This window comes from Nocardioides ureilyticus (assembly GCF_051280745.1).
GTDB lineage: Bacteria > Actinomycetota > Actinomycetes > Propionibacteriales > Nocardioidaceae > Nocardioides.
In genome coordinates, this window is the sequence record NZ_JBNCOG010000032.1 from 17064 (window position 1) to 43517 (window position 26454).

Genomic DNA, 26454 nt, shown 5'->3' on the forward strand with positions numbered 1-26454 from the left:
CTGAGGCAATTGTCCAGACCGGTTTCCACGGACGCCGCGGCCGACGCTCCCCTGAGGTCAGGGAGCGTCGCCGGCGCCAGGCGCTACCGCGCCGTCACTGGGTCATCACTGGGTCACGAACTGGGTGAAGTACACGTCCAGGACCTCTCCGTGGTAGCGGTGCTCCAGCTCGGTGACCAGCTCCTCCTTGAGCTCGTGCCGGGTCTTGCTGCGGACCAGCTCGGTGGCGTCCCGTCCGCTGAACAGGTCGATCGTCGTGTCGAGCGCCTGGCTGCCGTCGGGGTGGGCCGCTCCCTCGACGAATTGCAGGGCGATGCCGACGCTGAGGTAGTGACCGTCGGCGAGGTTCACCTGCACGGGGTCCATCACCAGGACCTCCCCGGGCACCGGCTCCGCCTCGCCCGTCGGGCGCAGGAAGAACCAGTAGCCGGCGCCGCCGAGGAGCAGCAGCGCCACCACGATGATCATCAGCTTCTTCTTCCCACCCTTGGCGGGCGTCTCCTCGGCGGCGGTCGCGGTGGGCAGGGCGGTGGTGGTCATCGGAGATCTCCAGGAGCGGGGGTGAGGCGGGCGAGGTCGGGCAGCAGCTCGCGGACGCTCGGGTCCGCCGGCGAGAGCACGACGATGTCGACGCGCTTGTTCACCGCCTGCGAGCCCGGGCGGCTGGGGTCGAGCAGAGGACGGGTGTGGCCGTAGGCGGCCACGGCCAGCCGGTCGGTCGCCAGGCCGAGCTTCTCCTCCAGCCGCCGGAGGACGGTCACGGCGCGGGCGGCCGACAAGTCCCAGTCGGTGTCGTAGTAGGCCGGTCGCACGTCGACCTGGTTGGTGTTGCCGGCGATCTCGAGGCGGTCGGGAACCCTGGCCAGCACCCGGCCCACGACGTCGACCACCTCGCCGCCACGCGCCGAGAGGGTGGCGAGGTCGGACCGGAAGACCACGTGGCGCGAGACCAGGCTCACCACGAGCCCGCGGCCGTCGTACGACATCCGCACGTCGCTGGTGAGGCCCTGGGCCGCCAGTGCCTTGCGGATCCGGTCCTCGACGCCGCGCAGGCGGGAGAGCTCACGCTGGGCCTCGTTGCGGGTCCGCACCGTCGCATCGATCCCCGCGGGCTCCTCCGCGACCGGCCGCATCGAGGCCGGCGCGACCTGGGCGACCGCAGCGGTTCCCGCCTCCGGCAGCAGCGAGGAGCTGCCGGTGAGCACGGTCGACTCCTGGCCGAAGCCCACGGCGAGGCTGGCCTTGAGCGCCTTGAACTTCTCCGCGTCGGTCTGGCCCATCGCGAAGAGCACGATGAAGAGGACCATGAGCAGCGTGACCATGTCGGCGTAGGTGACCAGCCACCGCTCGTGGTTCTCGTGCTCCTCGTGCTCGACGTGCCGCTTGCGGCCGGCCATGTCAGGCCGCCTCCGCCGGCTGTTGGTCGGCCGGCAGCAGCGCGACGAGCTTGTGCTGGACGACCCGCGGGTTGGAGCCGGCCTGGATCGCCGCGACGCCCTCGATGACCAGCTCCATGCGCCCCGCCTCCAGCTCGCTCAGCCGCTTGAGCTTGGCCGCGATGGGGAGCCACATCACGTTGGCCGACAGCACGCCCCACAGGGTGGCGAGGAAGGCCGCGGCGATCGAGTGACCGAGCGTCTCCGGCTTGTCGAGATTCTCCAGCACGTGGACGAGACCCATCACCGTGCCGACGATGCCGATGGTCGGCGCGTAGGCGCCGGCGTCGGCGAAGAGCTTCGCGGCCTGCTTGTCGACCTTGCGCTTCGCGATCACCTCCGACTCGAGGATCTCGCGGACCTCGTCGGGGTCGTTGCCGTCGATCGCCAGGGTGACGCCCTTGACGAGGAACGGGTCGTCGAGGTCGCGGGTGGCGTCCTCCAGGGCGAGCAGCCCCTCCCGACGTGCCTTGTCGGCCAGGGAGACGACGGTCGGGACGACGTCGCCTGCTTGCGGGACCGACCCGAGGAACGCCCGCTTGAGCGCGACGACCGAGCTCTTCGCGTCGGCGACGGTGCCGCCGGCCACCGAGACCAGCAGCGTCGCCCCGAAGACGAGCAGCATCGGCGGCAGCAGCAGCATGCTCATCGGGTTGCCGCCCTCGAGGATGTTGACGGTGATGATGACGGCGAAGGCGCCGCCGACGCCGGCGGAGGTGGCGGCGTCCATCAGCCCTCACCCCGGCCGGGGACGACCGACGGGTGGGCGGTCACCGTGGCGAGGGGCCGCTCGCGGGCACCCTCCGGGCGTCCGACGAACGGTTCGTGCTGGAGCTCCTCCGGGCTCACCCGGACCACCTCGCTCAGCGCGATGATCTCGGCCCGGTGGAGGCGCACGCTGGCCACCACGGCCGGGAGGCTCTCCACCACGACGTACTTCGCGCCGGTGGTCAGGGTGATGACGGTGTCCGGCGTCTTGTCGACGCGCTCGATCAGGTCCGAGTTGAGGACCAGTTCTGCGCCCGAGAGTCGGGTCAACGAAATCATGCGGTGCACCATCCTTAGTGCGTTCGTGGCAGTAGCCATCCGTGGCCACCGAAGACTTGATCGGCACCTGAGCACCGCTCTTGAGTGAATCTTGCGGCCCGATCGCGGCCCGGCGTCCGCCCCCGGGGGACGGCGGACGCCGGGCGGCTCAACCGACCACGGTCAGCGCTTGAGGTTGACCAGGTCCTCGAGGACCGAGTCCGAGGTGGTGATCACCCGAGAGCTGGCCTGGAAGCCGCGCTGGGCGAGGATCAGGTTGGTGAACTCGGCGGCCAGGTCGACGTTCGACATCTCGAGCGCTCCCGCCATCACGCCGCCACGGCCCCCCTCGCCCACGACGCCGAGCTCGACGGCGCCCGAGTTCGCGGTCGCGCGGAACGCCGTCTGGCCGACCTTCTCCAGACCCATCGGGTTGTTGAAGTCGGCGATGGCGATCTGGGCGATCTCCCGGTTCACACCGTCGTCGAAGGAGCCGATCAGCTTGCCGTCGCTGCCGATGCTGAACGAGGTCATCTCGGCGCCGCCGAGCGGCGGGAAGACCGCGGTGCTCTCCCGGTTGATGTCGACCAGCCCGCCGGTCCGCGCGCCGGTCGCGTCGAGGGCGTAGCCCTGGACCCGGGCGCCCGACGGCGCGACCAGGTTGCCCACCTCGTCGAAGGAGAAGGCACCGGCACGGGTGTAGAGGTCCTCGTTGCCGGAGCGCAGCACGAAGAAGCCGTCGCCGGAGATCATCAGGTCGGTGTTGCGGCCGGTGGTCTGCGCCGAACCCTGCCCGGCGTTCATGGCGGTCGCCGCCAGCTGGACCCCGAGACCAATCTGGATCGGGTTGGTGCCGCCCTGCCCCGGGTTCTCGCCGGCGGCTCCGGTGAGCATCTGGCTCAGCGTGTCCTGGAAGACGGTGCTGCTGGACTTGAAGCCGGTGGTGTTGGCGTTGGCGATGTTGTTGCCGGTGACGTCGAGCATCGTCTGGTTCACGCGGAGGCCGCTGATGCCGGCGAAGAGTGAGCGGAGCACGGGAGGTGTCCTTTCGGTCGGGTGGTGCTGAAGTCCTGGGTGGGTGGGTGCTGCGGTGGTGCTGGGGTGGGTGCTGCGGTGGGTGCTGGAGGCGGAGGGCGCTCAGGCGGAGGGCGCTCAGGCGGTGGTGACCGGCGCGGCGACCGGGGCGGCGACCGGCTGGGTCGCGGACCCGTCGGTCACCTGCTGGACCATGCTGAGCGGGACGGCGACGCCGTCGACGTCGAGGACCGGGCCGGTGCTGCCGAAGGTCACGCCGGTGACGGCGCCGGAGCCGGTCGAGCCGTCCTCGAGGCCGTAGGTCACCTGGCGACCCACCATCCCGCTGGCACCGAACGCCAGGGACGCGCCCAGGAGGAGGTTGGTCTGCTCCGCGACCTCCTGCATCTTCTCCAACGCCGTGAACTGCGCGGTCTGGGACAGGAACTGCGAGGAGTCAGTGGGGTTCATGGGGTCCTGGTACTTCATCTGGGCGACCATCAGCTGCAAGAACATGTCCTTGTCCGCGCCGTTGGCGGCGCTCGTTCCGGTGGACGCGCCGGGGGCGGGCATCCCGAAGACGGACGTCGGGGCGACGCCCTCAGTGGCACTGACGCTCATGGATCTCCTTCACAGGGACAGGTCGACGCCGGACGACGTCGGCCCGGAGGCTTCGGTGGGTCGGGAGCTCACGTCTCCCGCTCGGTGGGACGTGGAGCCGGGAGGCGCACCGGCGGCGCCGGACCAGGCGGAGCCGTCGGGCTGCCCCTGGGCAGGTCGGTCGCGGCCCGATCCGGCGGCACCGTCGCCGTGGTCGGGCGCCGCCTGCGGGTCGGCTCGCTGGTCGGCTCCTGCGTCGGCTCCCGGCGGGAGCTCCCGCACGGTGATCCGCACGTCGGCGGCCCCGGAGGCCGCGAGCAGGCGGTGCAGCTCCGAGGAGCCCTCGCCGAGGGCCGCCAGCGCTTGCTCACCGGCCGTGAGGTGGACCTGGAGGGCGCCGTCGCGGGCGACCAGGCGGATCTGGACCTCACCGAGCGAGCCCGGGTCCAACCGGAGGGTCATCCGGTGGGCGCCGGCGCCCGACTGCGTCAGTCGCTCGACCGCGTCCGCGAGCTGCCGGCTGACCGGCACCGCGGCGGTGGCCTCCGAGGCCGAGGCAGGGCTCGTCCCGACCGGACCGCCGGCCACCGCGACGGCCGACGCGGGCGCGCCGTCGGGCAGGGCGGCCGGCTGGGCGGGAGACTGGCCCGGGCCCTGGCCCGAGGAGTCGGTAGCGGATCGGCCGGACTGGTCGGCCGCTGCGCCCACCGCCGGCATGGTGGCCGAGGCGGAGCCTGAGGTGGACGCCGAGGTGGACGCCTGGTCGGGCGATGCGCCGGCGCCCGGTGCGGACGCGCCGACCGCGGTCGACCCCGCTGCCACGACACCCGTGCCGGCGGCGGCAGCCGCGCCTGCGAGAGCCGGGACGGTCGCGGTGGCCGCTCCCGGCTGACCGGCGAGCAGCTCTGCCTCGGCGGGGACGACCCCGGCACCCGGCTCACCGGCCGTGGCTGGTGAGCCGTCGGCGGAGGCGACGCCGGAGAGCGCCGCGGCGCCGCCCGCCACCACGTCGGGGACCGTGAGCGGGACGAGGTCGCGCAGCAGGCCGAGCAACGCCGGGTCGACCAGCGCCGCGGCCGCGCCGGTGTCGCCGGTCGTGGCCGGCTCGCCCTCCGGGCCGGCGGCAGCCGCGTCTCCGGCCGCCTCCCCGACGAGCGCGTCGAGCAGGGTGGAGAAGCCAGGGGCTCCTCCCTCTCCCCCGCTCGCCGCGGCCGGACCGGGCCCACCCGCGGTCGCCCGGGGACCGGCGGCCGGGGCGGTGCGCGCACCGACCGGCATGACGGTGCTCATCGCGGCGCTCATGCGGCTCCTCCCACCATGGCCATGACCGAGCGGACGTAGTTCTGGGTCTCCGGGTACGGCGGGATGCCGCCGTACCGCAGGACAGCTCCCGGGCCTGCGTTGTAGGCCGCCAGCGCGTGGTCCGTGCGGCCGAAGCGGTCGAGCAGGTCCCGCATCAGGCGCGCCGCACCGTCGACCGCCTGGCTCGGGTCGAACGGGTCACCCACGCCGAGGCCGCGGGCCGTCGCAGGCATGAGCTGCATCAGGCCCTGCGCACCGGCAGGGCTGACCGCGTCGGGCCGGAAGCCGGACTCCTGGCGCGCGATCGCCGAGAGCAGCCCCGCGTCGACGCCGTACGTCGCGGCGGCCCGGTTGAAGAGATCGGCGTACGGCACGGCCGTCGCCCGGCCGCTCACCGGACCCGCTCCGCTGGCCGAGGCGGCCTCGGCCGGCAGCACCCGACGGATCGCCGTGGGTGTGTCGGTGACGTCGGCGACGCGCACGGAGAGCCCCGGTCGGGGCGCCTCGATCATCTTCCCGTCGCCGATGTAGATGCCGATGTGGCTGACGGGCGAGTTGAACGCGAGCAGGTCGCCGGGCTGCGCCTGGGCCAGGCTCGGGACCGCCTGGCCCGCCTGGGCCTGGTCGCGGGAGACGCGCGGCAGGTCGATGCCGAGGTTCCGGTAGACGAGCTGGACCAGCCCGGAGCAGTCCAGGCCCTTGTTGGGGTCCGTGCCGCCCCACACGTAGGGGACGCCGAGGTACTTCTCGGCCTCCGCCACGACCCGCGCGCCGCCCGTGCCGGTCGCCGGCGTGGTGAGGCTCGGTGCCGACCCCGTGGCGGCGGAGGCCGCCGGGGCGCCGGCGGTGGCGAGGGCGCCGTCCAGGGTGCTGCGGAACGCTGCACCGGCGGCGGCGCTCGTGGTCCGGCCGGCGCCCAGCTGGGAGAGGACGGCCTGGATCTCGGCGACACGGCTGCTGACCGCGGTGACACTCATCGTCGCTCCTCCTCGGTGCGATGGGTACGGGTGGCGCGGCGCAGCCACTGGCGGCCGGCCGCGTCGTCGAGCTCCTTGGCCTCCTCGTGCACCAGCTCGGCCCGGCGGACCTCGTCCCGGCGCTCGAGGAGACCCTCGACGGCTGAGAGCCGCGTGTGGTCGGCCTGCCAGTGGGAGTCGGCGGTGGCGCGGAGGACGGCCGCGGAGTCGAGCTGGCGGCGGGCGCCGCCGACCGCCCGGCCGAGGCCGAGCAGGTGCGTGCGCCCGGCGAGGTAGGCGGCCACGTCGGCGGGTGCCCCGGTGGCGTCGGCCCCGGCCGCCCGGTCGAGCTGCGCCTCGAGCTGCGCGGTGTTCTCCTCGTGCCGCTCGTGCTCGCTCACCGCGCGCTGCAGCCCGAGCCTGCTGTCCCGCTCACGGACCTCGCGGACGCGGGCGACGGCCTTGAGCCCGCGGTCGCGGTGGGCGCTCACGACGCCACCAGGTCGTGCAGGCCGGCCCGGGTGGCCTCGAGCGCGGTGCTGTCGTCCATCGACTGGCGAAGGAAGTCGTTGATGCGCCCCATCCGCGCGATCGCCGCGTCGGCGTCGGGGTCGCTGCCCGTGACGTACGCGCCGATCTCGACGAGCTCGCGCACGTCCCGGTGGGCCGCGAGCATGCGGCGCAGCAGGGTGGCGTCGGCCTGGTGGTCGCGCGTGGTGACCGCCGAGGTGACCCGGGAGATCGACTCGAGCACGTCGATGCTCGGGAAGTGGCCCGACGTAGCGAGCCGGCGGGAGAGCACGACGTGCCCGTCGAGGATCGACCGGGCGGTGTCGCCGATGGGGTCCTGCATGTCATCGCCCTCCACGAGCACGGTGTAGAGCCCGGTGATCGAGCCGGTCGGCGAGGTGCCGGCCCGCTCCAGCAGGCGGGGCAGGAGCCCGAAGACGCTCGGCGGGTAGCCGCGGGTGGCCGGGGGCTCGCCGGCCGAGAGGCCGATCTCGCGCTGCGCCATGGCGACGCGGGTGAGGCTGTCCATCATCAGCACGACGTGCCGACCTGCGTCGCGGAACCACTCGGCGATCCGGGTCGCCACGAAGGCGGCGCGGAGCCGCTCGACCGGCGGTGCGTCGGACGTCGCGACGACGACGACGGACCGGGCCAGGCCCTCGGGCCCGAGGTCGTTCTCCAGGAACTCACGGACCTCACGGCCGCGTTCGCCGACCAGTGCGATGACCGAGATCTCGGCATCGGTGCCGCGGGCGATCATCGACAGCAGGCTGGACTTGCCCACCCCGGAGCCGGCCATGATCCCGAGCCGCTGGCCACGGCCGCAGGGGACCAGCGCATCGAGCGCACGCACCCCCATCCGCAGCTGGTGGTCGATCCGCGGCCGCGAGAGCGCGTCGGGCGCGTCGTTGTCCACGGTGACCTCCGCCATCCCGTGGAGGGCGGGTCCCCCGTCGACCGGGCGACCGAGCCCGTCGAGGACCCGGCCGGCGAGCTGCTCGCCGACCCGGATCCGCAGCGGGCCGCCGGTGTGGCGCACCACGGCGCCGATGCTCGTGCCGCGGGTGTCCCCCAGCGGCAGGCACGTGAGTCCGGCGCTGCTGCTGGCGGCGACCTCGGCCAGCAGCGACGTGGCACCGAGCACCTCGACGAGGTCGCCCACGGCTGCCCGGAGACCGGTGACCCTCAGGTGGAGCCCGAGCATCTCGTCGACGCGACCCAGCCGCTCGGGCCGGGCGGTCGCCAGGGCGCGCTCGCGCACGGCCTCGAGGACGGGGCTGACCGGTGTGCTCATGACAGCACCTCGCGGACGCGGGCGAGGCGGCGCTCGACCCGGAGGTCGACCACCTGGCCCTCGACCTCGACCAGGGCGTCGGTGGGCCCGACGTCGGCGTCCTCGATGACGCGGACCCCGCTTCGGGCCAGCTCGGCGACCGCCTCGCGGTCGAGCAGGCCGGGGTGCAGCCGTGCCACCACGGGCCGGTCGTCGGCCCGCTGGGCGAGCACCCGGCGTACGACGTCGTCGGCCGGGTCGGGGCTCGACCTCAGCTCGTGGCCGACCAGGGCCTCGGTCAGCTCGCGGGCCAACCGGAGCGCCTGGTCGTGGACGAGCTGCTCGAGCTCCGCCGTGGTGTCGGCGACCCGCTCGGCGGCACGCTGGAGCCCGGCCACCGCCTCGCGGTGCTCCGCCTCCCGACGGCGCTCCGCGGCCTCGGCCTCGGCCTCGCGGCGCGCTGCGACCTCCTTGGCCGTGGCCGCGGCCTCGCGGCGGCCCTCGGCCCACCCCACGGCGTAGCCCTGGGACCTGGCCGCGCGGCGGGCGGACTCGGCCAGCCCGCTGAGCGTCTCCTCGGTCACCTGGTCGCCGAGGATCGAGCTCGCGCCGAACCGCGTCCACGCGCCGGTGCGGAGCTCCGGCGTCTTCGGGACCCGGACGGCCGTGGCGTCCGCGGCGCGGAGCACCGCTGCGTCACTCGACGAACTCATCGTCGCCTCCTCGGCGGACCATGATCTGGCCCTGCTCCTCGAGCTCGCGGATGGCACGGATGACGGCCTGCTGCGCCTCCTCGACCTGGGCCAGGCGGACGGCGCCGAGCAGCTCGATGTCCTCGATCAGCGCCGTGGCGGCACGCTCGGACATGTTGCGGGTGATCTTCTCGCGGACGGCGTCCGCGACACCCTTGAGCGCCAGCGCGATCTGCGACCCGTCGACCTGCCGGAGCACCTGCTGCACCGACCGGTCGTCCAGCTTGACGATGTCCTCGAACATGAACATCCGGCTGCGGACCTCGTCGGCCAGCGCGGCGTCGAGCGCCTCGAGGCCCTCGACGATCTGGCGCTCGGTGGCGCGGTCGGAGCGGTTGATGATGTTGACCAGGGGGTCGACACCGCCCACCCGCGAGACGCTCGCCGGCTGCAGCATCGTCGACAGCTTGCGCTCCAGGGTGTTCTCGACCGCCTGGACGATCTCCGGGGAGGTGCGGTCCATCACCGCGATCCGGTGGGCCACCTCCGCCTGCTTGTCGGCGTCGAGGCTGGCCAGCAGCATCGAGGCCTTGTCGGCGGTCAGGTGGGCCAGCACCAGCGCGATCACCTGGGGGTGCTCGTCGATGATGAAGGACCGCAGCTGCGCCGGGTCGGCCGCGTGCAGGAACTGGAACGGCATGTGGACGGCCGCGGCGTTCAGCCGCTCCATGATCTCGGCCGCGCGGTCGACCCCGAGGGACTCCTCGAGCAGCTTCTGCGCGTACCCCAGACCACCCTGGGCGATGTGCGCCCGGGCCGTCATCATGTCGCGGAACTCGGTCATGACCGCCTCGCCCTCGGCGGCGCCGATGGCGTCGAGCCGGGCGATCTCGGCGGAGATCAGCTCGACCTCCTGCTCGGACATCTGTGCGAGGACCTGGCCGGCCTGCTCCCTGCCCACCTGGATGAGCAGGACGGCTGCCTTGCGGGCACCTGCGGTGCTGGTCACGGCGCTCATCAGGGACGCTCCGAGAGCCAGCCGCGGAGCAGCGCCGCGACGTCGTCGGGCTGACGCTCGATCAGCTCGGTGAGCTCGTCGCGCAGGTCCGCGGTGCGGTTGGCCTCGGCCTCCTCGAGGGCGAGGACCGCGGGCGGCGGCTCGAGGGCTACCTCGGGCGGCCGGCTCTCGCGCAGCTGCTCGACGATGAGCGAGGTCTCCTGGTCGCGCTTGCGGGCGCGGCGCCGGCTGCGGAAGGCGAGGAAGATCAGGACGCCGACCACCAGCACGCCGATGGCCGCGTTGCGCAGCAGCTCGTTGCGGTCGGCGGCGGCCTCGGCGGCCTCCGCCTCGTCGATGGCCGCCTGGGCGGCCTCCTCCGCGCTGCGGTCGAACGGCATGGTGGCGACCGAGATCGTGTCGCCGCGCTGGGCGTCGATGCTGGCCGTGGCCGTCACCAGCTGCTCCACCTCGACGTCGGACACCTGCTGGGCGGTCGTCGCGTCGAGCACCACGCCGATGCCGAGGCGCTCGAGGGCGCCGGGAGTGGTCTCGCGGCGCTCGCTGCGCGAGCCGACCGCGTTGTCGAGGGTGGTCTGGGACTTGCGGTACCGGCCGGTGCCGTCACCCGCCACGCCGCCGTTCTCCATCTGGCCGTCCGGGCCGACCACGCCGTTGGCGACACCGCCCCCGGCCGCACCGTCGTACGTCTCGCGGCTCTCGCTGGAGGACAGCGGCAGCGCGTCCTCCTCGGCCTGGTACTCGACCGTCTCGCTGACCGACTTGTCGAAGTCCAGCTCGGCGGTGACCTGCACCGTCGAGTTGCCCGGACCCACGACGCGGTCGAGCATCGACTGCAGCCGCACGCGGTACTCCTCCTGGACCTCCGCCACCATCTGCGCCCGGGCCGTGCCGTCGGCGCCGGCGACGCCGCCGGGGCTCGAGAGCACCTTGCCGGTCGCGTCGGCGACGGTCACCCGCTCGGGCTCGAGCCCGTCGATGCTGGAGGCGACGAGGTTGACGATGGCCTGGACCTGGCCGGCCTCCATGGTCGACCCGGCGCGGGTCCCGACGAGGACCGACGCCGTGGTCGGCACCTTCTCCTCCTCGAAGACCTGCTTCTCGGGGATCGCCAGGTGGACGACCGCGGTCTCGACGCCGTCGATGGCCTCGATCGTCGTGGAGAGCTCGCCCTCCATGGCCCGCTTGAAGTCGGTCCGCTCCTTGAAGTCCGACGTCGTCAGACCCTGGTCGTCCAGGAGCGAGTAGCCACCGCCGGAGCCGCTCGGCAGCCCCTCCCCCGACAGGGTGATGCGGGTGGCGTGGACGGCGTCGCGCGGCACCATGATCGTGGTGCCGTCACCGGCAAGCTCGTAGGGCGTCCCCTGCGCCTCCAGCTGCTCGACCACCGCGCTCGCGTCGGTCGAGGAGAGGCTGGAGTACAGCGGCGCGTAGCTGGGCCGCGAGGCCCACTGGAAGGCCATGAAGGCACCGATCAGCACGGCGAGCGAGCCGATCACGGCCACGACCTTCTGTCCGGTCGTGAAGGCAGCGAAGCTCTGCTGGCCGCGCTGCAGCATCCGGGTCACGTTCTGCTTCATCACACGTGCATCCGCATGATCTCGGTGAACGCCTCGACCGCCTTGTTGCGGACGGCGACGGTGACCTGCGTGGTGACGGCGGCCTCGCTGGCCGCGATCGTGTAGTCGTGGATGTTCGACAGGTCACCGGTGGCGGCCTGGACGGCGAGGTCGTCGGCGGTGCGCTGCACGCCGTCGAGCCGGTCCAGGCCGTCGACCAGGAAGCTGGAGAACGACGGGCCGTCGGTCGGCTGGGCGCCGGTCGCGCCCTGCGGACCGATGACCGGGGTGGCCAGCTCCGCCGGGCGCACCTGGGCGAGGTCGAGGGGCACGAAGGCCTCGATGCCGGGGACGCTCATCAGCGGGCTCCGATCTGGAGGGCGCTGCTGTAGGCGTCCTGGGCGTACTTGGTCGTCTGCACCGAGGCCTGGTAGCCGCGCTGGGCGATGATCAGCTGCGACATCTGGCTGGCGAGGTCGGTCGCCGGCGCCCGGACGTAGCCGTCCTCGTCGGCGAGCGGGTGGCCGGGATCGTGCTTGAGGAGGCCCTCGGGGTCGGTGAGCGCGACACCGCGCACCTCGACGCCTCCCTCGGGGTCCGCGCCAGCGACGACCAGCTGCGCCTGGAAGGCGTCCTGGTCGGTGGGGACCACGGTGTTGACGTTGGCGATGTTGTACGCGAGGGCGTCCAGCCAGGTCTGGTGCATGCCGAGGCTGGAGCCCGCGATGCGCAGGGTGTCGTAGGCGCCCATCAGGATGCGCCCGCCGCGGTCGTGATGAGCTGGAAGCGGTCGCTCATCGCCCGGGTCATGACCTGGTACTGGTACTGGGTCTGCATGGCAGCCATCGCCTCGTGACGGAGGTCGACGTTGTTGCCGTCCGCGCCCACCGGCGTGTTGGTGGGGATCGTCGCGAGGGCGACGGACCGGGGCTCACCGGTCTCGACGACACCGCGCAGGGCCGACTCGAAGTCGACCGTGCTGGCGCGGAAACCGGGGGTGTCCACGTTGGCGATGTTGTCCGCGATCACGTCGCGACGCATGGCCAGACCGTCGAGGGTCGTGCCGAGCACGGCCGAGACGGCGTCGTGGCCGACGGGCGAAATGGGCACAGTCGTCCCTTCTGGGGTGTGCCATTCCGTCGGCCTGGGGGGGTGAGCGATCCGTGCTCACCTTCCCTATCGGGTGCTGGGGCCCGGACCTGAGCGGATTCGGAGGGCTTTCTCCGGTCTCCGCCCGGCCGGGCGACCCAGTCCGGGGTCAGCTCAGGTGAGGACCACCGAGAGCCGCCCGCTGCCGTACCCGGGCACCTCGACGGCGAGGTCCTCCCGGCGGCCGAGGGTGAGCGTCCGCGCCTGCACGTCGCCCGGCAGCGGTGCGCCTGCCGGGTGCAGGTCGAGCAGGCGCAGGTGGGGTGCGTCGGGCACGTTGAACAGCGACGCGCCCACGTTGAGCACCTCGAAGAGGTTCTCGCGGAGCGCCTCGTCGAGCACCCGGTTCTCCAGGGAGGCCTCGGTGGCCGGCAGGGGCATCAGCGCGATCGCCGCGGCGGCGTACGCCGAGAGCGGCAGGTCGAGCGCGACGACCGCGCGGACGACGAGGCGGTCGTCGACGTAGACCCCGACGCTCGCCGGCCGCTTGGTGCTGACCACCAGCGGCGCGCAGGTCCGCAGGGTCACCTCGCGGTCGAGGAGCCCACCGAGCAGGTCGCGCACCTCCTTCGGGGTCGGGAGGTGCGTCTCGACCTGGCCGACGGTCACGACCGGACCAGCCCGACGGTGGAGAGCGCCTCGTCGAAGGCCTCGGGGGTGAAGGGCTTGGCGATGAGGAAGGCGGCACCGGCCTGCTCGGCACGGCTGCGCATCTCCTCGGAGCCCTCGGAGGTCACGAACCCGAAGGGCACACCGATGCCGGCGGCACGGAGGGTCTGCAGGGCGTCGATGCCACTCATCTCCGGCATGTTCCAGTCGGAGAGGACCACGTCGGGCGACTCGGCCTGCACCATCTCGACGGCCTGCCGGCCGTTCTCCGCCTCGATGATGTCGTGCCCACCGTGGCCGGCCTGGCGCAGCGTGCGGATCACGATCTGGCGCATCACGCGGCTGTCGTCGGCGACCAGGATCTTCATGGTGGTTCCTCCAGAGGTGGGCTCAGCAGTGGGCGGTGCCGGGCGGTGGTGCGGGGCGGGTGTTCAGGGCGTTCGGGGTGCTCAAGGTGTTCAGGCGGACGCGTCGGTGAGGACCCGGACCCGGGCGGGGGCGTCGGACCAGCTGAGGTGCAGGGTGCTGGCCTCGCGCCACTCGGTGGGGACCTCGACCGGCCCGCGGGAGACCACGGGCAGCGAGAGGGAGCTGGGGCCGGGCATCAGGCTCTTGACGTTGCCGCCGACGATGTTGACCAGCTCGCCGACCGCGTCGGTGCACGACGGCAGGTCGGGCTGCTCGTCCTCGCCGAAGCCGAGCATGCCGCGGGTCACCGCGAGGACGACGGGCTCCGCGAGGTCGATGCTCACCATGCCCCGCCACTCCCCCGTGATCGTGACGGTGGCGGTCCACAGCGGAGTCCCGTCGGCGGGCGGCGCGCCCGGGAGCAGGAGCTCGGGGGCGCCGACGAAGGACGCCCACATGTCGATGAAGAGGGCCTCGAGGTCGACGGCCGTGGGTGCGGTGGTGCTCATGCGGGAACCTCCTCGTGCAGCAGCCCCAGGAGGCGCAGCTTGTCGATGATGGCGTCACTGGTGAAGGGCTTGATGACGTACTCGTGGGCGCCGGCTGCGAGCGCGCGGACGATGCGGCCGTGCTCGCTCTCGGTCGTGACCATCATCAGCGTGACGCCGCGCCACTTCTCCTCGGCGCGGATGCGGGTGATGAAGGTGTAGCCGTCCATCACCGGCATGTTCCAGTCGACCAGGCAGATGTCGGGCACCAGGCCCGCCTCGAGCAGGTCGAGGGCCTCCTGGCCGTCGCCCGCCTCGTGCGTGGTCCATCCGAGACCCGCGAGGACGCGGCGCAGGATCGACCGCATCGTGCGCGAGTCGTCGATGATGAGGGCTTGCATCCGGGCTCCCGTGAGGTCAGGTCGGTGGTCGTGCTGAGGGTCGGGTGGGACGAGAGGTGGCAGGCGTTCTCAGGCGGTGAGGTCGATGTACGCCGCGCGCGGCTCGGCGGGCACGGACCCACGGCTCCGGGCATCGACCGTCTCCCGCTCGCGGAGCGTCGCGTCCATCCGCGCACGGATGGTCTCGATGACCGCCTCCTGACGGGCCAGCAGCTCCGACGCCCGGGGCTGGAGCACGAGAGGGAGCGGGCCGTGCTGCTCGGGGACCTCCCAGGGGTCGGTGTCGACCACGGTCCCGAGACCGAGGGCCTTCTCCAGACGCGCCAGGTCCAGCTCGAGCCGGTCCAGCGCCACCTGCCAGGCTTCCACGTTCGGATCGGCCAGGCGGGACAGCCCGCCGAGCTCGACCGGACGGGTGCTCATCCGGCCGCGGCCACGGATTGCATGGCCGCCTCCCGCCACGTCGCCGCGAGGTCGGTGACCAGGGGCAGGCACTCCTCGGTGATCGAGGCGTTGCGGGTGGCGTTGGCGACGACGAGCCGGTGGTGGATGAAGTCGTAGAGCGCGGCCAGCGTCGGGCCGCCGTCCCAGAGGTCCACCTTGAGGGTGGTGCGCAGCTCCATCACGATGTCCTGAGCGTGGACCAGCCGGTGGTGGGCCTCCTCGTGGGCGCCGCGGCGCTGGGCGTCGAGGCCCTGGTTGACGTCGAGGACGAGCCGGTCGAGGAGCATCACCAGCAGCCGCGCGGGGCTGGCGGTCGCGATCGAGGCGCCGAGGTAGGTGTCACGTGCGTTGGTCATGGGGAGCCGTCCTTGTGGGAGGTCAGGCGCGGTAGGAGCTGAGGGACGAGAGCTGGCCGGCGAGCCAGTTGGACTGGCTGCTCATCCGGCTCAGCGCGGTCTCGAGGGCGGTGAACTGCCGGCTCAGGGCGGTGCGTCGCAGCTCCAGGCGCCGGTCCCAGGCCTCGATGCTGTCGTTGAGCCGCTCGATGCCGTTCTTGCGACCGGTCAGCGCGGTGGTGAGGGTGCCGGTGTCCTTGTTGCTGGCGCCGTCCGCAGCCTCCTTGACCCTGGTGGCGAAGCCGGAGGTGAACTGCTCCGCGACACCGGTCGGGTCCGTCGCGTAGGCCTTCTTGAACGCCGCCTCGTCGAGGGTGAAGGTGCCGGTCCGGTCGATCTGGATGCCGAGCGTCGCGAGTGACACCCCGTCGTCGCCGAAGATCGTGCCGCGCAGTGCCTGCTGGGCCGACCGGACCACCGAGTCACCGGCGAGCATCCCCTTGCCGGCGCCGTTGGCACCGTAGGCAGTGAGGCTCTTCATCTCGCCGAGCACCGAGTTGAGCCCGTCGACGAGGTCCTTGACCAGCTTGGTGGCTGCGGCCTCGTCACGGGCAACCGTGACGGTGCTGGTGGTTCCCCCGGCGGTGCCGGGCGCGACGGTCAGGTTGACTCCGGGCAGGAGCTCGGTGAACGTGTTCGTCGCGGAGGTCACCGTGATCCCGGCGCCGAGCGCAAGCTCCGCGTCCTGCCCTGCTCGGACGGTGGCGCCGCCGAGCAGGTCCGTCCCGTCGGCGTTGGTCAGGGTGAAGGCCGACGCGGCGCCCGTCGAGGCCGACTCCACGAGCAGCCGGTGGCCGCCGGTGGTGCTGACCAGGCTGGCCCGGACGCCGGTGGCGTTGTCCGGGTCGTTGAGCGCGTCGGCGAGCTCCTGGAGGGTGCCTCCGCCGACGGCGACGGTCTTCGCGACGCCGCCGGTGGTGAGGACGACCTCGCGGGCCGCCGTGGTGCCGGCGACCACGACGTCGCCCGGTGCAGCCGTGTCCGCGAAGCCGAGCTGGTGGGTGGTCGCCGTCCGGTTGACCGTGATGCTGAGCGAGGTGGCCGAAGCCGTGGGACCCGCGGTCACCGAGACCTTGTCGCTGGTGGACGTCGCCGTCCAACCGCCCCACTTGGCGAGATCGCCCGCGGACTCGGCCTTCGTGAAGAGGGAGGCGACCCTGGTGTTGAGCGTCTGCAGGGAGTTGACGCGCAGCTGCTCGTTGCCGACCCGGGTCTGCAGTCGCTTCTGAGGGGCCTGCTCGAGCTGCATGAGCTGCTCGACGAGGCCTCCGGCATCGAAGCCGGTGAGCCCGCTGACGCTGGCCATGGCTGTCCTCCCTGGTTATCTCGGCCCTGGTGCTCGGGGCCGTGGGTGGTGCGCGTCCCGACGGGGATGTTGGGGGGTGGTCACCCCCGCCAGGACGCGAGCTGGGTGCTGCCCGCCGGCGGCGACGAGGTCGTCGTCGCCGCCAGCGGGTCCGCGGTCAGCGGAGCAGGGACAGGACGCCCTGCGGCGCCTGGTTGGCCTGCGCCAGCATCGAGGTGCCGGCCTGCGACAGGATCTGCGCGCGGGTGAAGTTCATCATCTCGCTCGCCATGTCGGTGTCGCGGATCCGGCTCTCCGAGGCGGAGAGGTTCTCAGCGGTCACGTTCAGGTTGTTGATCGTGTGCTCGAACCGGTTCTGGAGCGCACCGAGGTTCGCTCGCGAGGTGGAGACCGCCTTGATCGCGTCGTCGAGCGCCGTGATCGCGGCCGTGGCGCCCGCCTTGCTCGACAGGTTGACGTCCACGCCCAGGTCGGCCGTGCTGAAGCCGCCGCTGCCGGCGCCGTTGGCGGTGTCGGTCTTGGTGCTCGCCGCCAGCGCGGTGTTGCCGGTGATGGTGATCTCGGTGTCGGCCAGGTCGGCGTCGTTGGCCTGGATCTCCAGGCCACCGGTGGAGCCCACCCGAGCGGTGAAGACCGCCGAGAACGCGTCGTCGCCGTTGAGCTGGTCGGCGATGTTGTTGGCGTCGGTGCTCGCGACGAGCGCCGCCGTCGTGACGCTGACGCCGCCGACCTCGAACGTCGCGGTCTCGCCGCCGGTGACGCTGGCGGCACCGTTGGCGAACGCCGCCTTGACGCCCTGCTCGCCGGTCGACTGGATGTCGACGGTGATGGTGTCGTTGGCGCCGTAGCCGACCTGGAAGTCCTTGCCGTTGAACGAGCCGTCGAGCAGCTTGATGTTGTTGAACGTCGTCTTGTCCGCGATACGGGTCAGCTCCTCCTCGAGCTTCGTCGCCTCGGCGTTGATGGCGTCCCGCGAGGTCTGGTCGTTCGAGTCGTTGGCAGACTGGACCGACAGGTCACGCATGCGCTGCAGGATGGAGTGGGTCTCGGTCAGGGCGCCTTCCGCGGTCTGGACGACGGAGATGCCGTCCTGGGCGTTGCGGGAGGCGACCTTGATACCACCGACCTGCGAACGCAGGCCCTCGGAGATCGCGAGGCCGGCGGCGTCGTCGGCAGCGCGGTTGATCCGGAAGCCGCTGGAGAGCTTCTCGAGCGACTTCGACATCTGGCCCTGCGTGACCGACAGGTTGCGGTACGAGTTGAAGGCGTCGATGTTCTGGTTGATGCGGAGACTCATGATGAGGTTCCTTCCTGGTTGAGTCGACCTGCTGGAGCCCGTCCGTGGGCTTCCGTCAGCCGAGATATCGGCACTGGTGGGTGCCGGTTGAGGGATTCGGTCGAGAAAAGCGGAGAAAGTTCGCCAGCCGGGAACGACGGTCCCGAACGACGGACGCCGCGGCCGGCGCCAGGCCGACCGCGGCGTCGCGGGACTCGTGGCCGGCGATCAGGCGGTGTTGTCGACGACCCGGGACGGGGCGGCCTGCACCGACCGCACCGACCGCGCTGCGGCGTGCCGCTCGGCCACGGCGGCGACGTAGGCGTCGCGTCGCCGCGCGACACACCCGTTCGGCTTGGCGTGCGGCACGACCGCCTCGGGACTGAGGGCTGCGGTGAGCGCGTCGCGCAGCAGCACCAGGGCCTCCGCACGGATCTGGGAGACGCGCGACTCGCTGACCCCGAGCTCGTTCGCGATCTCCGCCATCGGTCGCTCGTCGATGAAGTAGCCGGTGACCACTGCCCGCAGCCGCTCCGGGAGCTCGGCGATGGCCTCCTCGAGGTACTGCAACCGCTCGTTGGAGAGGACGGCCGCCTCCGGGCTCGGGTCCGGAGCGGTGAGCAGGTCCCCCACGCCACCTTCCGGACCCGCGTGGAGGGAGAGCACGCTCGCGCGGGCGACATCGTCGTCGGAGCGCTGCACCTCGGTCACGTCGATGCCGAGGGCGGTCGCGACGGCGGCGTCGTCGGGCAGCTGGCCCATGGTCGCTGCCAGGCGCGTCCGCGCCTCCTCGACCTCCCGGCCGCGGCGACGCACCGAGCGCGAGGCCCAGTCGACCGAGCGCAGCTCGTCGAGGATGGCGCCGCGGATGCGCGAGGACGCGTAGCGGGGGAAGGGCACGCCGCGCTCGGCGTCGTAGGAGCGCGCGGCGAGCACCAGCGCGGCGAGGCCGGCCGAGCGCAGGTCGTCGCCGTTGACGTGCGACGGGACGCGCGAGAGCGTCTCGCGCACCAGGTGGGCGACGAGCGGGACGTTGTCGACGGCCAGCTGGTCGGCGTCGGGCGCCGAGCCGTCGGTGTCGAGGGCGAGGGAGCTGTGCGGGGGGGTCACGAGAGGATTCCCCCACATCCCGAGGCTCCACGGAACGGTTCTGGGGCATGACGGTCCGCAAATGGTGTGGACGGGTGAGCGCGCCAGGTTTCAACTAGTCACATCGGGTGGTGTGCACGAGACCGACCGGAGAGCACCGTCGGCAGGACCCGGAAGTAGCAAAGCCCTCAGGTGGTCTGGTCACGTGCCGATTGACACCCGTCAGGGGTTCGCGACCACGACCGAGCGTCGGGTCCCGCACCCGAGCGACGAGACGTGCCCACCGGTGTCGCCGGGTGGGCGGTAGAGGTCATGGAGAAGCTGTCGACAACCCTCTGGCACGAGCGCGAGCTGCTCGAGAGCCTGCAGTACCACCTCGAGGTGGAGCAGCTGGTGCTCGCCAGCGGCCGCACCACCTGGCTGATGCGCGCGACCAAGGATGTCGAGGCCGTCCTCGCCCGGCTGCGCGCCGGCGCCGTCCTCCGCTCCGTCGCGGCCGACGAGGCCGCCGAGCAGCTCGGCCTCGCCCCCGGCCCCTCGCTGCAGCAGCTGGTCGACGCGAGCCCCGAGCCGTGGCGCACGGTCCTCGCCGACCACCACGAGACCCTCACCGGCATGGTGCGCGAGATCACCGCCCTGGCCGACAGCAACCGGGACCTGATCAGCAGCGGCTACCGCTCCGCCCGGGAGACGCTGCTCGCGATCGGCGGCACCACGGTCAGCTACGGCGCCGACGGCAGCGCCGTCACTGTCCTCGACCCCCTGCCCTCCCGCCTCGACAGGAGCCTGTGACCGTGGCCGGTACCTTCGCGTCCTTCAACACCGGACTGAGCGCCCTGCGCTACCAGCGCATCGCCATGGACGTCGCGAGCAACAACATCGCGAACGTCACCACCGAGGGCTACGTCCGCCGTCGCGCGGACGCCGTCTCCGTGGGCGCTCCTGCGCAGCCGGCCCTCTGGTCCACCTCCGACGACACCGCGGGCGGAGTCGCCCTCGGCGCCCTGGACCGGATGGTCGACCCGTTCCTCGACATGCGCTCCCGCCGCGAGCACGGTCGCCAGGCCTACCTCGACACCCGCGTCGCCGTCCTGAACCGGGTGGAGAGCGGTATCGGCGAGCCCGGCGACAGCGGGGTCGCCGCGGCCCTGGACGAGTTCGCCACCGCCTGGCAGGACCTCGCCAACCACCCCGACGGCGAGGCGGCCCGCAGCCAGGTCCTCGCGGCCGGTGCGGCCGTGGCCGACGCGCTCCGCGCCCAGGCGGGGAACGTGAGCTCCGAGATCGCCGACCAGGTCCACCACGTCGTCGACCTCCAGTCCGAGATCGGGACGGCGGCCGCCGACCTGGCGTCGGTCAACGGCAGCCTGGCCACGGCCAAGCTGGACGGCACGCAGTCCAACGACCTGCTCGACCGCCGCGACATGCTCGCCGCCCGGCTCGCCGGGCTCACCGGGGGTGAGGCGACGACCCGCGCCGACGGCGGGATGGACTTCGCGGTCAACGGCGTCACGCTCGTGTCCGGCTCGCAGGCGGGCACGGTGGCCGTCCTCGGCGGCATCGCCGCCGACGGCTCGCCCGACGGCGCGCTCTCCCTCGGCATCTCGCTCGGGGGAACCACGACCGCCGTCCCCACCCCCGGCTGGGGCGGCGAGCTCGGCGCCGTCGCCGAGCTCGTCACGAAGACCCTCCCGGACCACCTCGCCGGCCTCGACCAGGTCGCGCGGACCCTCGCCGACTCCGTCAACGCGCTCCACGCGGAGGGTTACGACCTCGCCGGCGGCGCCGGCGAGCCGTTCTTCGCCTACGACGCCGCGGCCGGCGCGGCCGGCACGCTGCGCGTGGCCCTCACCGGTCCGGAGCAGGTCGCTGCCTCGTCCAAGCCGGGCGGCGTCCTGGACAGCTCGAACGCCGATCGGCTCGGTGCCCCCAACGCCGCCACGTCGGCGTACCAGCGCCTGGTCAACGGCTTCGGCAGCACCGTGCAGTCGGCCACCCGGTCGGCGAGCACCCAGAACCTGCTGACCGCCCAGGTCGACGGTGCCCGCGAGCAGCTCACGGGCATCAACCTCGACGAGGAGACTCTCAACCTGGTGGCGGCCCAGCGTGCCTACGAGGCCGCCGCCCGGGTCGTCTCCACCATCGACGCCGTGCTCGACACCCTCATCAACCGGACAGGGATCACCCGCTGATGACCACCTTCCGCGTCACCCAGAACATGCTGGCCAGCCGCTCCCTGCAGTCGCTGCAGGGTGGGCTCGGCCGACTGGCCGACGTCCAGGAGCGGATCTCGACCGGCCGGGAGCTCAACCGGCCCTCGGACTCCCCCACCGACACCACCAGTGCCATGCGGCTGCGCTCGTCGCTGGCGCAGGCCAAGCAGCACGCCCGCAACGCCGACGACGCGCTGGGCCGGCTCGGGCTCGTCGACACCACCCTCGGCAGCATGACCGAGCAGGTGCGCCGCGCCCGGGAGCTGGTGCTGCAGGGCACGAGCGGCGCGAGCTCGGCCACGGGCCGCCAAGCGCTCGCCACCGAGATCGACCAGCTGCGCACCAGCCTCCTCGCGGACGCGAACACCAAGTACCTCGAGCGTCCGGTCTTCGGCGGCATCACCGCCGGCTCGGTCGCCTACGGTGACGGGGTCGACGACGGCGCCTTCGTCGGGGTCCCCGGCGAGATCGCCCGCCAGGTCGGCCCTGACGTGAAGGTCCGGGTAGACCTCGCCGGCACCGACGTCTTCGGCCCCGACGGCGCGTCGCTCTTCGACTCCCTCGCCGCCGCCTCCGACGCCCTGGTCGCCGGCGACGCCGCCGGGATGAACGCAGCACTCGACGCCCTCGCCGGCCACCTGGACCAGATCGGGTCCGCTCGGGCCGTCGTCGGTTCGCGCTACGCACAGGTCGAGCGATCGGTGATCGCCGCGACCGACACCGAGCTGGCCCTGTCGACGAGGCTGACGGAGGTCGAGAACGTCGACCTCCCGCGGGCGCTCGTCGACCTCAACATGCAGGAGCTCGCCTACCAGGCGGCCCTCGGCGCCACCGCACGGGTGACCCAGCCGAGCCTGCTCGACTTCCTCCGTTGAGCCCCGTGGGAGGCTGCTGACATGTCCGACATCCCGGTGATCGAGCTCGTGCACCCCCTCCCGGGGTTCCCCGAGGAGCGGAGCTTCGCGCTCGTGGAGCTCGACGACGACGGCGTGCTGTGCGCGCTGCGCTCGTTGAGCCGCCCCGACCTCCGCTTCCTGGTGGCGCCTCCGGCGCCGTTCTTCCCGGAGTACGCCCCCGTCGTCGACGACGCCACGGTGGCCGACCTGGCCATCACCGGCGCCGAGGAGGTGCTGGTGCTGCTCGTGCTCACCCCCGGCGAGACGCTGCAGGAGACGACCGCGAACCTCCGCGCCCCACTGGTGCTCAACACCGCCACCCGGCGGGCCTGCCAGGTCATCCTCGACGACGCCGACCTCTCGGTCACCACGCCGCTCGTCGCCTGAAGCACCCGCTCGGCCACCGACGCCCGCCCCCCGGCACCCGGGACGGCGGGCGCCGGCGTCTCCCAGCCCACCGGTAGCCTGGGTCCCGTGCTGGTTCTGAGCCGCCGGGTGGGCGAGAGCGTCGTCATCGGCGACTCCGTGACCGTGACCGTCCTCGACGTCCGTGGCGACGTCGTGCGCGTCGGCATCGACGCGCCCCGGTCCGTCGCGGTCAACCGCGCCGAGCTGATCGCCGAGCTGGAGTCGAGCAACAAGGCCGCCGCCTCCCCCGCGGAGGAGACGGTCGCCGCGCTCGCCGAGCAGCTGCGCCGCCGCCGCGACTGACGCGACCGCTCGGACAGACCGGGCGCACACCGGGACATGCGTCGGTGCCCGACATCGCGTGGACGACGGGCACCGACAGCTGAGCCGTAGTGACGCGGCTCAGGCGACGCGGGCGGCCGCCCGGGGGCGGTAGATCGACGAGCGACCGGCCGGCACCCGCTCCCAGCCCTCGTCCACCCCGGTCGTCATCTCGGCCGCACCGAGGAAGAGGTAGCCGTCGGGCGCGAGCACCTGGCTCACCCGGCGCAGGATGTCGCGCTTGGTCGGCAGGTCGAAGTAGATGAGCACGTTGCGCATGAAGACGACGTCGAAGCGGCCCATCGTCGGCGGGAACGGCCGGACCAGGTTGAGCGTCCGGAAGCTGACCCGGTCCGCGATCTTGGGGTCGACCCGCCACGCCACGCCCGAGCGCTGGAAGTAGCGCACCAGCGTGGTCGCCGGAAGCCCGCGGTTCACCTCGAGCTGGGAGTACTCCGCCGTCTTCGCCCGCGCCACCATCTCCTCGTTGAGGTCGGTCGCGACGATCTCGATCCGGTGGTTCGCGACCGCCGGGGTGTCCTGGGCGACCATCGACACGCTGTAGGGCTCCTGGCCACTGGAGCAGGCACCGCACCAGATGCGGATCGCCCGGCCGGCACGCGCGGCGGCCAGCTCCGGGAGGACGATCTGCTGCAGGGCCGTGAACGGCTCCGAGTCGCGGAACCACGACGTCTCGTTGGTCGTGAGCGCCTCGACGACCGCACGGACGGCCGCGGGCGTGCGCCGGCGCTCCAGGTCCTCCACGAACGCGTCGACGTCCGGGAGACCAGCGGCCCGTGCGAGCGGGAGCAGCCGCGACTCGACCAGGTACTCCTTGCCGGCCGCGAGCACGATCGCGCTCTCGGCGCGCACCAGGTCGGCCACGAAGGAGAACGTGCGGGCGTTGATGCTCATCGGGTGGCTCCTGCGGCGGTGACGGGCGTGCGCTGCGGCATGATCCGGCGCACGATCTCGGGGGCGATGTCAGGGAGGGGCAACAGCTGCTCGACGAGGCCGGCGCCGGCGACGGCGCCCGGCATGCCCCACACCACGGAGGTGGCCTGGTCCTGCGCCACCACGCTGCCGCCGGCCTCCACCAGCAGCTCGGCGCCGCGGCAGCCGTCCGAACCCATGCCGGTGAGGACGACGGCGAGCGCCGCGCCACCGACCGTGTCGACCGCGGACCGGAACAGGACGTCGACGGCCGGGCGGCAGTAGTTCTCCGGCGGCTCCTGGGAGAGCCTGGCGACGAGGCGGCCCGAGCTGCTCGTGACGTGCAGGTGGTGGTCGCCGGGGGCGATCGTGACGGTGCCGGGGAGCAGGGCCTGGCCCTGCTGGCCCTCGACGACCCGTGCGGCGACGTTGCGGTCCAGGCGCGCGGCGAGCTGGCGGGTGAACAACGGCGGCATGTGCTGCACGATGACCACGGGCACGGGCAGCGGCGGGAGCGCCGACAGCAGCGTGCCCAGGGCCTCCGGCCCACCGGTCGAGCTGCCGACGAGGAGCAGCCGGTAGCCACCGGCCGGTGCCGACCTGGCCGGGCGCAGCGTCACCGGGGCGGCTTCCCGGGCCGCCGGTGCCGGACGGGCAGCGGCCTCCGGGCGGGGTGCGCGGTGGTGCGGCACGAGGGACTTGATCCGCGGGATCAGGGCGTCGCGGACCTGCTCCATCGACCGGCCGACGCTCCCCACGTTCGCCGGCTTGGCGACGTAGTCGGAGGCGCCGGCGGCGAGGGCGTCGAGGGTGGCGACCGCACCACGCTCGGTGAGCGTGCTGAACATGATGATCGGCACCCGGTTGCCGGTGGCCCGGATCCGGCGCACGGCCTCGATCCCGTCGACCTCGGGCATCTCGATGTCCATGGTGACCAGGTCCGGCTGGAGCAGGGCCACCTTCTCGACGCCGGCGCGGCCGTTGACCGCGGTTCCGACCACCTCGATCTCGGGGTCCGCCTTCAGCAGGTCGGTCACCAGCCGGCGGATCACGACGGAGTCGTCGACGACCAGGACCTTGATCACGTTGCCACCCGTTCCTCGCGCTTCGGCCGGCGGTCGTTCGGCCCTCTCCCCCATCGGCTGCGAGGGGGCGGACCTGAGGATCTTCAGCCGACGGAGCCGCCGACCTCCTGCCACGGGCGCAGCAGCACCTCGGCGTCCGCGGCGTCGAGCAGGTCGATCGCCGCCAGCGCCTGGACGGTGCCAGAGACGGCGTTCCAGACGCCGTACGCCGCGTCCCGCGCGGTGAGCCCCGCCTGGTGGAAGGCGACGACGGCGGCGAGCTGGGCGTCGGCCGCCAGCCGCAGCCGCTCGGTCACGGTCAGCACCCAGGTGGCCCGGTGCATCGCCGGGGCCCACTGTGCGGTCCGGGGACGGAGCTCGTCGACCACCCGCCGCCAGGTCTCCCGACCCGCGCCGTCCGTGCCGGCGAGCGCGGCGAGGGCGTCGTCGACCAGCCCGGTGCCCACGGGCACCGTGTGGTCGCGGAGCCCCAGGCCGGACCGGAGGAGCGGCGCCACCAGGGCGCGCCGCTCCTCGGCGGGAAGCTCCTCCTGGTGGTAGCCCGCGACCGCGGCGTCCGCCAGCACGTCGGCGGCGTCGGCTGCCACCGGGTCCTGCACGGCCAGCCCGCCGCTGCGCAGCCACGTCCAGTCGAGGGCCTCGTGACGCACGAACCGCTCGAGGGCGCGTCCGTCACCGAGCAGCGCGGCCTCGAGCCGCCGGAGCACCTCGGGGTCGCGCCGGACGGGTGCCGCGACGTACCGGGCGGCGCGCCCCACCTCCTCGGCGACCCGAGGGTGCGGGGCGGGGCTCGGCGCCAGCGCGCGGCCCGCCGCCCTCGCGGCAGCACCGGGGTGCTGGGCGGCGAGGGCCGCGAGGTCCTCGCCGGAGCAGGCGAGCGCGGTGCGCAGCACCGCACCGGTGCGCGCGCCTCCCGGGAGGCGCGCGAGGTCGAACCCGAGGGCCGACATGCCCACGAACGAGTACGCCACGGCGCCTCCTCCGTTCGGTTCCACTGGGCGTTCGATGACGGACGGCCCCGCCCGGAGACTCCGGACGGGGCCGACGCTAGTACGTGACCCGAGCTGGTGGGGTCAGGCCTTGAACTGCGAGACCTGGGTCCGCAGCTGGTGGGCCATCGAGGACAGCTCGGTCACCGCGGAGCCGGCCTGGGCCAGCGCCTGGGTGGTCGACTCCGCTGCCGCTGACACCCCAGCGACGTTCGCGGCGATCTCGCCCGTCCCCGTCGAGGCCTCCGCCACGTTGCGCGACATCTCGTTCGTCGTCGCGGTCTGCTCCTCCACCGCCGAGGCGATGGTCAGCTGGTAGTCGTTGATCGAGGTGATGATCGAGGCGATCTCACCGATCGCCTCCACCGCACCACCGGTGTCACCCTGGATGGCCTCCACCCGACGCGCGATGTCCTCGGTCGCCCGAGCCGTCTCCTGCGCCAGCTCCTTGACCTCGTTGGCCACCACCGCGAAACCCTTGCCCGCCTCACCAGCACGAGCCGCCTCGATCGTCGCGTTCAACGCCAACAGGTTCGTCTGCTCCGCGATCGAGGTGATCACCTTCACCACGTTCCCGATCTCCTGGCTCGACGTCCCCAGCTTCGCCACCGTCTCGTTGGTCGACTCCACCGTCGAGACCGCCTGCGACGCAACCCGC

34 protein-coding genes are annotated in these 26454 nt (G+C 72.8%); 5 read left to right on the forward strand and 29 right to left on the reverse strand.

Translation table 11 applies throughout. The features are described from left to right. Positions 1-105: 105 nt before the first annotated feature. From ACSMHG_RS15800 to ACSMHG_RS15920, 25 genes are all read right to left on the reverse strand, one after another. A complete protein-coding gene (locus ACSMHG_RS15800) occupies positions 106-540 on the reverse strand; it encodes a flagellar basal body-associated FliL family protein (protein ID WP_435746823.1) in 435 nt (144 codons plus the stop codon). After that, positions 537-1397 (reverse strand): flagellar motor protein MotB, encoded by an 861-nt coding sequence (locus ACSMHG_RS15805; protein ID WP_435746825.1) that lies wholly within the window; start codon positions 1395-1397, stop codon positions 537-539. The genes ACSMHG_RS15800 and ACSMHG_RS15805 overlap by 4 nt, the downstream gene beginning before the upstream one ends. 1 nt (position 1398) lies before the next feature. Then, positions 1399-2166, reverse strand: coding sequence for a motility protein A (locus ACSMHG_RS15810; protein WP_435746827.1), 768 nt, complete (start codon positions 2164-2166; stop codon positions 1399-1401). Beyond that, positions 2166-2483 (reverse strand): flagellar FlbD family protein, encoded by a 318-nt coding sequence (locus ACSMHG_RS15815; protein ID WP_435746829.1) that lies wholly within the window; start codon positions 2481-2483, stop codon positions 2166-2168. The genes ACSMHG_RS15810 and ACSMHG_RS15815 overlap by 1 nt, the downstream gene beginning before the upstream one ends. A gap of 162 nt (positions 2484-2645) precedes the next feature. Beyond that, on the reverse strand, positions 2646-3497 hold the full coding sequence (locus tag ACSMHG_RS15820) for a flagellar hook-basal body complex protein (protein ID WP_435746831.1): 852 nt from the start codon (positions 3495-3497) through the stop codon (positions 2646-2648). Between the two features lie 117 nt (positions 3498-3614). Further along, positions 3615-4097 carry a flagellar hook assembly protein FlgD gene (locus ACSMHG_RS15825; protein WP_435746833.1) on the reverse strand — a complete coding sequence of 161 codons (483 nt, stop codon included), beginning with the start codon at positions 4095-4097 and terminating at the stop codon, positions 3615-3617. Positions 4098-4106: 9 nt separating this feature from the next. Further along, positions 4107-5378 (reverse strand): flagellar hook-length control protein FliK, encoded by a 1272-nt coding sequence (locus ACSMHG_RS15830; protein WP_435746835.1) that lies wholly within the window; start codon positions 5376-5378, stop codon positions 4107-4109. Next, complete coding sequence (locus tag ACSMHG_RS15835; RefSeq protein ID WP_435746837.1) at positions 5375-6355, reverse strand: transglycosylase SLT domain-containing protein; 981 nt, start codon at positions 6353-6355, stop codon at positions 5375-5377. Before ACSMHG_RS15835 ends, ACSMHG_RS15830 begins: the two co-directional genes overlap by 4 nt. Then, positions 6352-6825: a flagellar FliJ family protein gene (locus ACSMHG_RS15840; protein WP_435746839.1), complete on the reverse strand. Its 474-nt coding sequence runs from the start codon at positions 6823-6825 to the stop codon at positions 6352-6354. The genes ACSMHG_RS15835 and ACSMHG_RS15840 overlap by 4 nt, the downstream gene beginning before the upstream one ends. Further along, positions 6822-8138 carry a FliI/YscN family ATPase gene (locus ACSMHG_RS15845; protein ID WP_435746841.1) on the reverse strand — a complete coding sequence of 439 codons (1317 nt, stop codon included), beginning with the start codon at positions 8136-8138 and terminating at the stop codon, positions 6822-6824. Before ACSMHG_RS15845 ends, ACSMHG_RS15840 begins: the two co-directional genes overlap by 4 nt. Further along, a complete protein-coding gene (locus ACSMHG_RS15850; RefSeq protein ID WP_435746843.1) occupies positions 8135-8830 on the reverse strand; it encodes a FliH/SctL family protein in 696 nt (231 codons plus the stop codon). The genes ACSMHG_RS15845 and ACSMHG_RS15850 overlap by 4 nt, the downstream gene beginning before the upstream one ends. Further along, positions 8814-9827: a flagellar motor switch protein FliG gene (fliG, locus tag ACSMHG_RS15855; RefSeq protein WP_435746845.1), complete on the reverse strand. Its 1014-nt coding sequence runs from the start codon at positions 9825-9827 to the stop codon at positions 8814-8816. Before fliG ends, ACSMHG_RS15850 begins: the two co-directional genes overlap by 17 nt. Next, on the reverse strand, positions 9827-11407 hold the full coding sequence (fliF, locus tag ACSMHG_RS15860; protein WP_435746847.1) for a flagellar basal-body MS-ring/collar protein FliF: 1581 nt from the start codon (positions 11405-11407) through the stop codon (positions 9827-9829). Before fliF ends, fliG begins: the two co-directional genes overlap by 1 nt. Continuing rightward, positions 11407-11745, reverse strand: coding sequence for a flagellar hook-basal body complex protein FliE (fliE, locus tag ACSMHG_RS15865; protein ID WP_435746849.1), 339 nt, complete (start codon positions 11743-11745; stop codon positions 11407-11409). Before fliE ends, fliF begins: the two co-directional genes overlap by 1 nt. Beyond that, positions 11745-12137 carry a flagellar basal body rod protein FlgC gene (locus ACSMHG_RS15870; RefSeq protein ID WP_435746851.1) on the reverse strand — a complete coding sequence of 131 codons (393 nt, stop codon included), beginning with the start codon at positions 12135-12137 and terminating at the stop codon, positions 11745-11747. Before ACSMHG_RS15870 ends, fliE begins: the two co-directional genes overlap by 1 nt. Then, a complete protein-coding gene (locus tag ACSMHG_RS15875; protein WP_435746852.1) occupies positions 12137-12496 on the reverse strand; it encodes a flagellar basal body rod protein FlgB in 360 nt (119 codons plus the stop codon). Before ACSMHG_RS15875 ends, ACSMHG_RS15870 begins: the two co-directional genes overlap by 1 nt. A gap of 153 nt (positions 12497-12649) precedes the next feature. Then, entirely contained in the window at positions 12650-13144 is a 495-nt protein-coding gene (locus ACSMHG_RS15880; RefSeq protein WP_435746853.1) for a hypothetical protein, read from the reverse strand. Continuing rightward, positions 13141-13512, reverse strand: coding sequence for a response regulator (locus tag ACSMHG_RS15885; protein WP_435746854.1), 372 nt, complete (start codon positions 13510-13512; stop codon positions 13141-13143). Before ACSMHG_RS15885 ends, ACSMHG_RS15880 begins: the two co-directional genes overlap by 4 nt. A gap of 90 nt (positions 13513-13602) precedes the next feature. Next, the gene (locus ACSMHG_RS15890) at positions 13603-14061 is read right to left on the reverse strand and encodes a chemotaxis protein CheX (RefSeq protein WP_435746855.1); all 459 of its coding nucleotides are present in this window, start codon (positions 14059-14061) and stop codon (positions 13603-13605) included. Then, complete coding sequence (locus ACSMHG_RS15895) at positions 14058-14441, reverse strand: response regulator (RefSeq protein ID WP_435746857.1); 384 nt, start codon at positions 14439-14441, stop codon at positions 14058-14060. Before ACSMHG_RS15895 ends, ACSMHG_RS15890 begins: the two co-directional genes overlap by 4 nt. Before the next feature lie 69 nt (positions 14442-14510). Further along, positions 14511-14864, reverse strand: coding sequence for a hypothetical protein (locus ACSMHG_RS15900; protein WP_435746859.1), 354 nt, complete (start codon positions 14862-14864; stop codon positions 14511-14513). Beyond that, on the reverse strand, positions 14861-15241 hold the full coding sequence (locus ACSMHG_RS15905) for a flagellar export chaperone FliS (protein WP_435746861.1): 381 nt from the start codon (positions 15239-15241) through the stop codon (positions 14861-14863). The genes ACSMHG_RS15900 and ACSMHG_RS15905 overlap by 4 nt, the downstream gene beginning before the upstream one ends. Positions 15242-15263: 22 nt before the next feature. After that, positions 15264-16586 (reverse strand): flagellar filament capping protein FliD, encoded by a 1323-nt coding sequence (gene fliD / locus ACSMHG_RS15910; protein WP_435746863.1) that lies wholly within the window; start codon positions 16584-16586, stop codon positions 15264-15266. Between the two features lie 157 nt (positions 16587-16743). Next, complete coding sequence (locus tag ACSMHG_RS15915; protein WP_435746865.1) at positions 16744-17883, reverse strand: flagellin N-terminal helical domain-containing protein; 1140 nt, start codon at positions 17881-17883, stop codon at positions 16744-16746. A gap of 207 nt (positions 17884-18090) precedes the next feature. Then, a complete protein-coding gene (locus ACSMHG_RS15920) occupies positions 18091-18972 on the reverse strand; it encodes a sigma-70 family RNA polymerase sigma factor (protein ID WP_435746867.1) in 882 nt (293 codons plus the stop codon). 255 nt (positions 18973-19227) lie between these two features. On the opposite strand from ACSMHG_RS15920, the gene ACSMHG_RS15925 reads away from it, so the two are divergent. The 5 genes from ACSMHG_RS15925 to csrA all read left to right on the forward strand — a co-directional run bounded on the left by ACSMHG_RS15925 (position 19228) and on the right by csrA (position 22771). Further along, a complete protein-coding gene (locus ACSMHG_RS15925) occupies positions 19228-19743 on the forward strand; it encodes a flagellar protein FlgN (RefSeq protein ID WP_435746868.1) in 516 nt (171 codons plus the stop codon). Positions 19744-19745: 2 nt separating this feature from the next. Continuing rightward, positions 19746-21143 (forward strand): flagellar hook-associated protein FlgK, encoded by a 1398-nt coding sequence (gene flgK, locus ACSMHG_RS15930; RefSeq protein ID WP_435746869.1) that lies wholly within the window; start codon positions 19746-19748, stop codon positions 21141-21143. Continuing rightward, positions 21143-22039 (forward strand): flagellin N-terminal helical domain-containing protein, encoded by an 897-nt coding sequence (locus tag ACSMHG_RS15935; RefSeq protein ID WP_435746871.1) that lies wholly within the window; start codon positions 21143-21145, stop codon positions 22037-22039. Before flgK ends, ACSMHG_RS15935 begins: the two co-directional genes overlap by 1 nt. A 21-nt stretch (positions 22040-22060) precedes the next feature. Next, complete coding sequence (gene fliW, locus ACSMHG_RS15940) at positions 22061-22447, forward strand: flagellar assembly protein FliW (RefSeq protein WP_435746873.1); 387 nt, start codon at positions 22061-22063, stop codon at positions 22445-22447. A gap of 87 nt (positions 22448-22534) precedes the next feature. Then, on the forward strand, positions 22535-22771 hold the full coding sequence (gene csrA, locus ACSMHG_RS15945) for a carbon storage regulator CsrA (RefSeq protein ID WP_435746874.1): 237 nt from the start codon (positions 22535-22537) through the stop codon (positions 22769-22771). 99 nt (positions 22772-22870) lie between these two features. On the opposite strand, the gene ACSMHG_RS15950 is transcribed toward csrA, so the two are convergent. The 4 genes from ACSMHG_RS15950 to ACSMHG_RS15965 form a co-directional block, all read right to left on the reverse strand. Next, positions 22871-23704 carry a CheR family methyltransferase gene (locus ACSMHG_RS15950; RefSeq protein ID WP_435746876.1) on the reverse strand — a complete coding sequence of 278 codons (834 nt, stop codon included), beginning with the start codon at positions 23702-23704 and terminating at the stop codon, positions 22871-22873. Continuing rightward, the gene (locus ACSMHG_RS15955) at positions 23701-24807 is read right to left on the reverse strand and encodes a protein-glutamate methylesterase/protein-glutamine glutaminase (RefSeq protein WP_435746878.1); all 1107 of its coding nucleotides are present in this window, start codon (positions 24805-24807) and stop codon (positions 23701-23703) included. Before ACSMHG_RS15955 ends, ACSMHG_RS15950 begins: the two co-directional genes overlap by 4 nt. 83 nt (positions 24808-24890) lie before the next feature. Further along, a complete protein-coding gene (locus ACSMHG_RS15960) occupies positions 24891-25778 on the reverse strand; it encodes a hypothetical protein (protein ID WP_435746879.1) in 888 nt (295 codons plus the stop codon). A 102-nt stretch (positions 25779-25880) separates the two neighbouring features. Further along, the coding region (locus ACSMHG_RS15965; RefSeq protein ID WP_435746881.1) for a methyl-accepting chemotaxis protein at positions 25881-26454 on the reverse strand (574 nt) is incomplete at its 5' end.

Bases quoted from the DNA above. Each gene is read 5' to 3' on its own strand.
- ACSMHG_RS15800 (WP_435746823.1), bottom strand. From the start codon at position 540: ATGACCACCACCGCCCTGCCCACCGCGACCGCCGCCGAGGAGACGCCC.
- ACSMHG_RS15805 (WP_435746825.1), bottom strand. From the start codon at position 1,397: ATGGCCGGCCGCAAGCGGCACGTCGAGCACGAGGAGCACGAGAACCAC.
- ACSMHG_RS15810 (WP_435746827.1), bottom strand. From the start codon at position 2,166: ATGGACGCCGCCACCTCCGCCGGCGTCGGCGGCGCCTTCGCCGTCATC.
- ACSMHG_RS15815 (WP_435746829.1), bottom strand. From the start codon at position 2,483: ATGATTTCGTTGACCCGACTCTCGGGCGCAGAACTGGTCCTCAACTCG.
- ACSMHG_RS15825 (WP_435746833.1), bottom strand. From the start codon at position 4,097: ATGAGCGTCAGTGCCACTGAGGGCGTCGCCCCGACGTCCGTCTTCGGG.
- ACSMHG_RS15830 (WP_435746835.1), bottom strand. From the start codon at position 5,378: ATGAGCGCCGCGATGAGCACCGTCATGCCGGTCGGTGCGCGCACCGCC.
- ACSMHG_RS15835 (WP_435746837.1), bottom strand. From the start codon at position 6,355: ATGAGTGTCACCGCGGTCAGCAGCCGTGTCGCCGAGATCCAGGCCGTC.
- ACSMHG_RS15845 (WP_435746841.1), bottom strand. From the start codon at position 8,138: ATGAGCACACCGGTCAGCCCCGTCCTCGAGGCCGTGCGCGAGCGCGCC.
- ACSMHG_RS15850 (WP_435746843.1), bottom strand. From the start codon at position 8,830: ATGAGTTCGTCGAGTGACGCAGCGGTGCTCCGCGCCGCGGACGCCACG.
- fliG (WP_435746845.1), bottom strand. From the start codon at position 9,827: ATGAGCGCCGTGACCAGCACCGCAGGTGCCCGCAAGGCAGCCGTCCTG.
- fliF (WP_435746847.1), bottom strand. From the start codon at position 11,407: ATGAAGCAGAACGTGACCCGGATGCTGCAGCGCGGCCAGCAGAGCTTC.
- fliE (WP_435746849.1), bottom strand. From the start codon at position 11,745: ATGAGCGTCCCCGGCATCGAGGCCTTCGTGCCCCTCGACCTCGCCCAG.
- ACSMHG_RS15870 (WP_435746851.1), bottom strand. From the start codon at position 12,137: ATGGGCGCCTACGACACCCTGCGCATCGCGGGCTCCAGCCTCGGCATG.
- ACSMHG_RS15885 (WP_435746854.1), bottom strand. From the start codon at position 13,512: ATGAAGATCCTGGTCGCCGACGACAGCCGCGTGATGCGCCAGATCGTG.
- ACSMHG_RS15890 (WP_435746855.1), bottom strand. From the start codon at position 14,061: ATGAGCACCACCGCACCCACGGCCGTCGACCTCGAGGCCCTCTTCATC.
- ACSMHG_RS15895 (WP_435746857.1), bottom strand. From the start codon at position 14,441: ATGCAAGCCCTCATCATCGACGACTCGCGCACGATGCGGTCGATCCTG.
- ACSMHG_RS15900 (WP_435746859.1), bottom strand. From the start codon at position 14,864: ATGAGCACCCGTCCGGTCGAGCTCGGCGGGCTGTCCCGCCTGGCCGAT.
- ACSMHG_RS15905 (WP_435746861.1), bottom strand. From the start codon at position 15,241: ATGACCAACGCACGTGACACCTACCTCGGCGCCTCGATCGCGACCGCC.
- fliD (WP_435746863.1), bottom strand. From the start codon at position 16,586: ATGGCCAGCGTCAGCGGGCTCACCGGCTTCGATGCCGGAGGCCTCGTC.
- ACSMHG_RS15915 (WP_435746865.1), bottom strand. From the start codon at position 17,883: ATGAGTCTCCGCATCAACCAGAACATCGACGCCTTCAACTCGTACCGC.
- ACSMHG_RS15935 (WP_435746871.1), top strand. From the start codon at position 21,143: ATGACCACCTTCCGCGTCACCCAGAACATGCTGGCCAGCCGCTCCCTG.
- fliW (WP_435746873.1), top strand. From the start codon at position 22,061: ATGTCCGACATCCCGGTGATCGAGCTCGTGCACCCCCTCCCGGGGTTC.
- ACSMHG_RS15950 (WP_435746876.1), bottom strand. From the start codon at position 23,704: ATGAGCATCAACGCCCGCACGTTCTCCTTCGTGGCCGACCTGGTGCGC.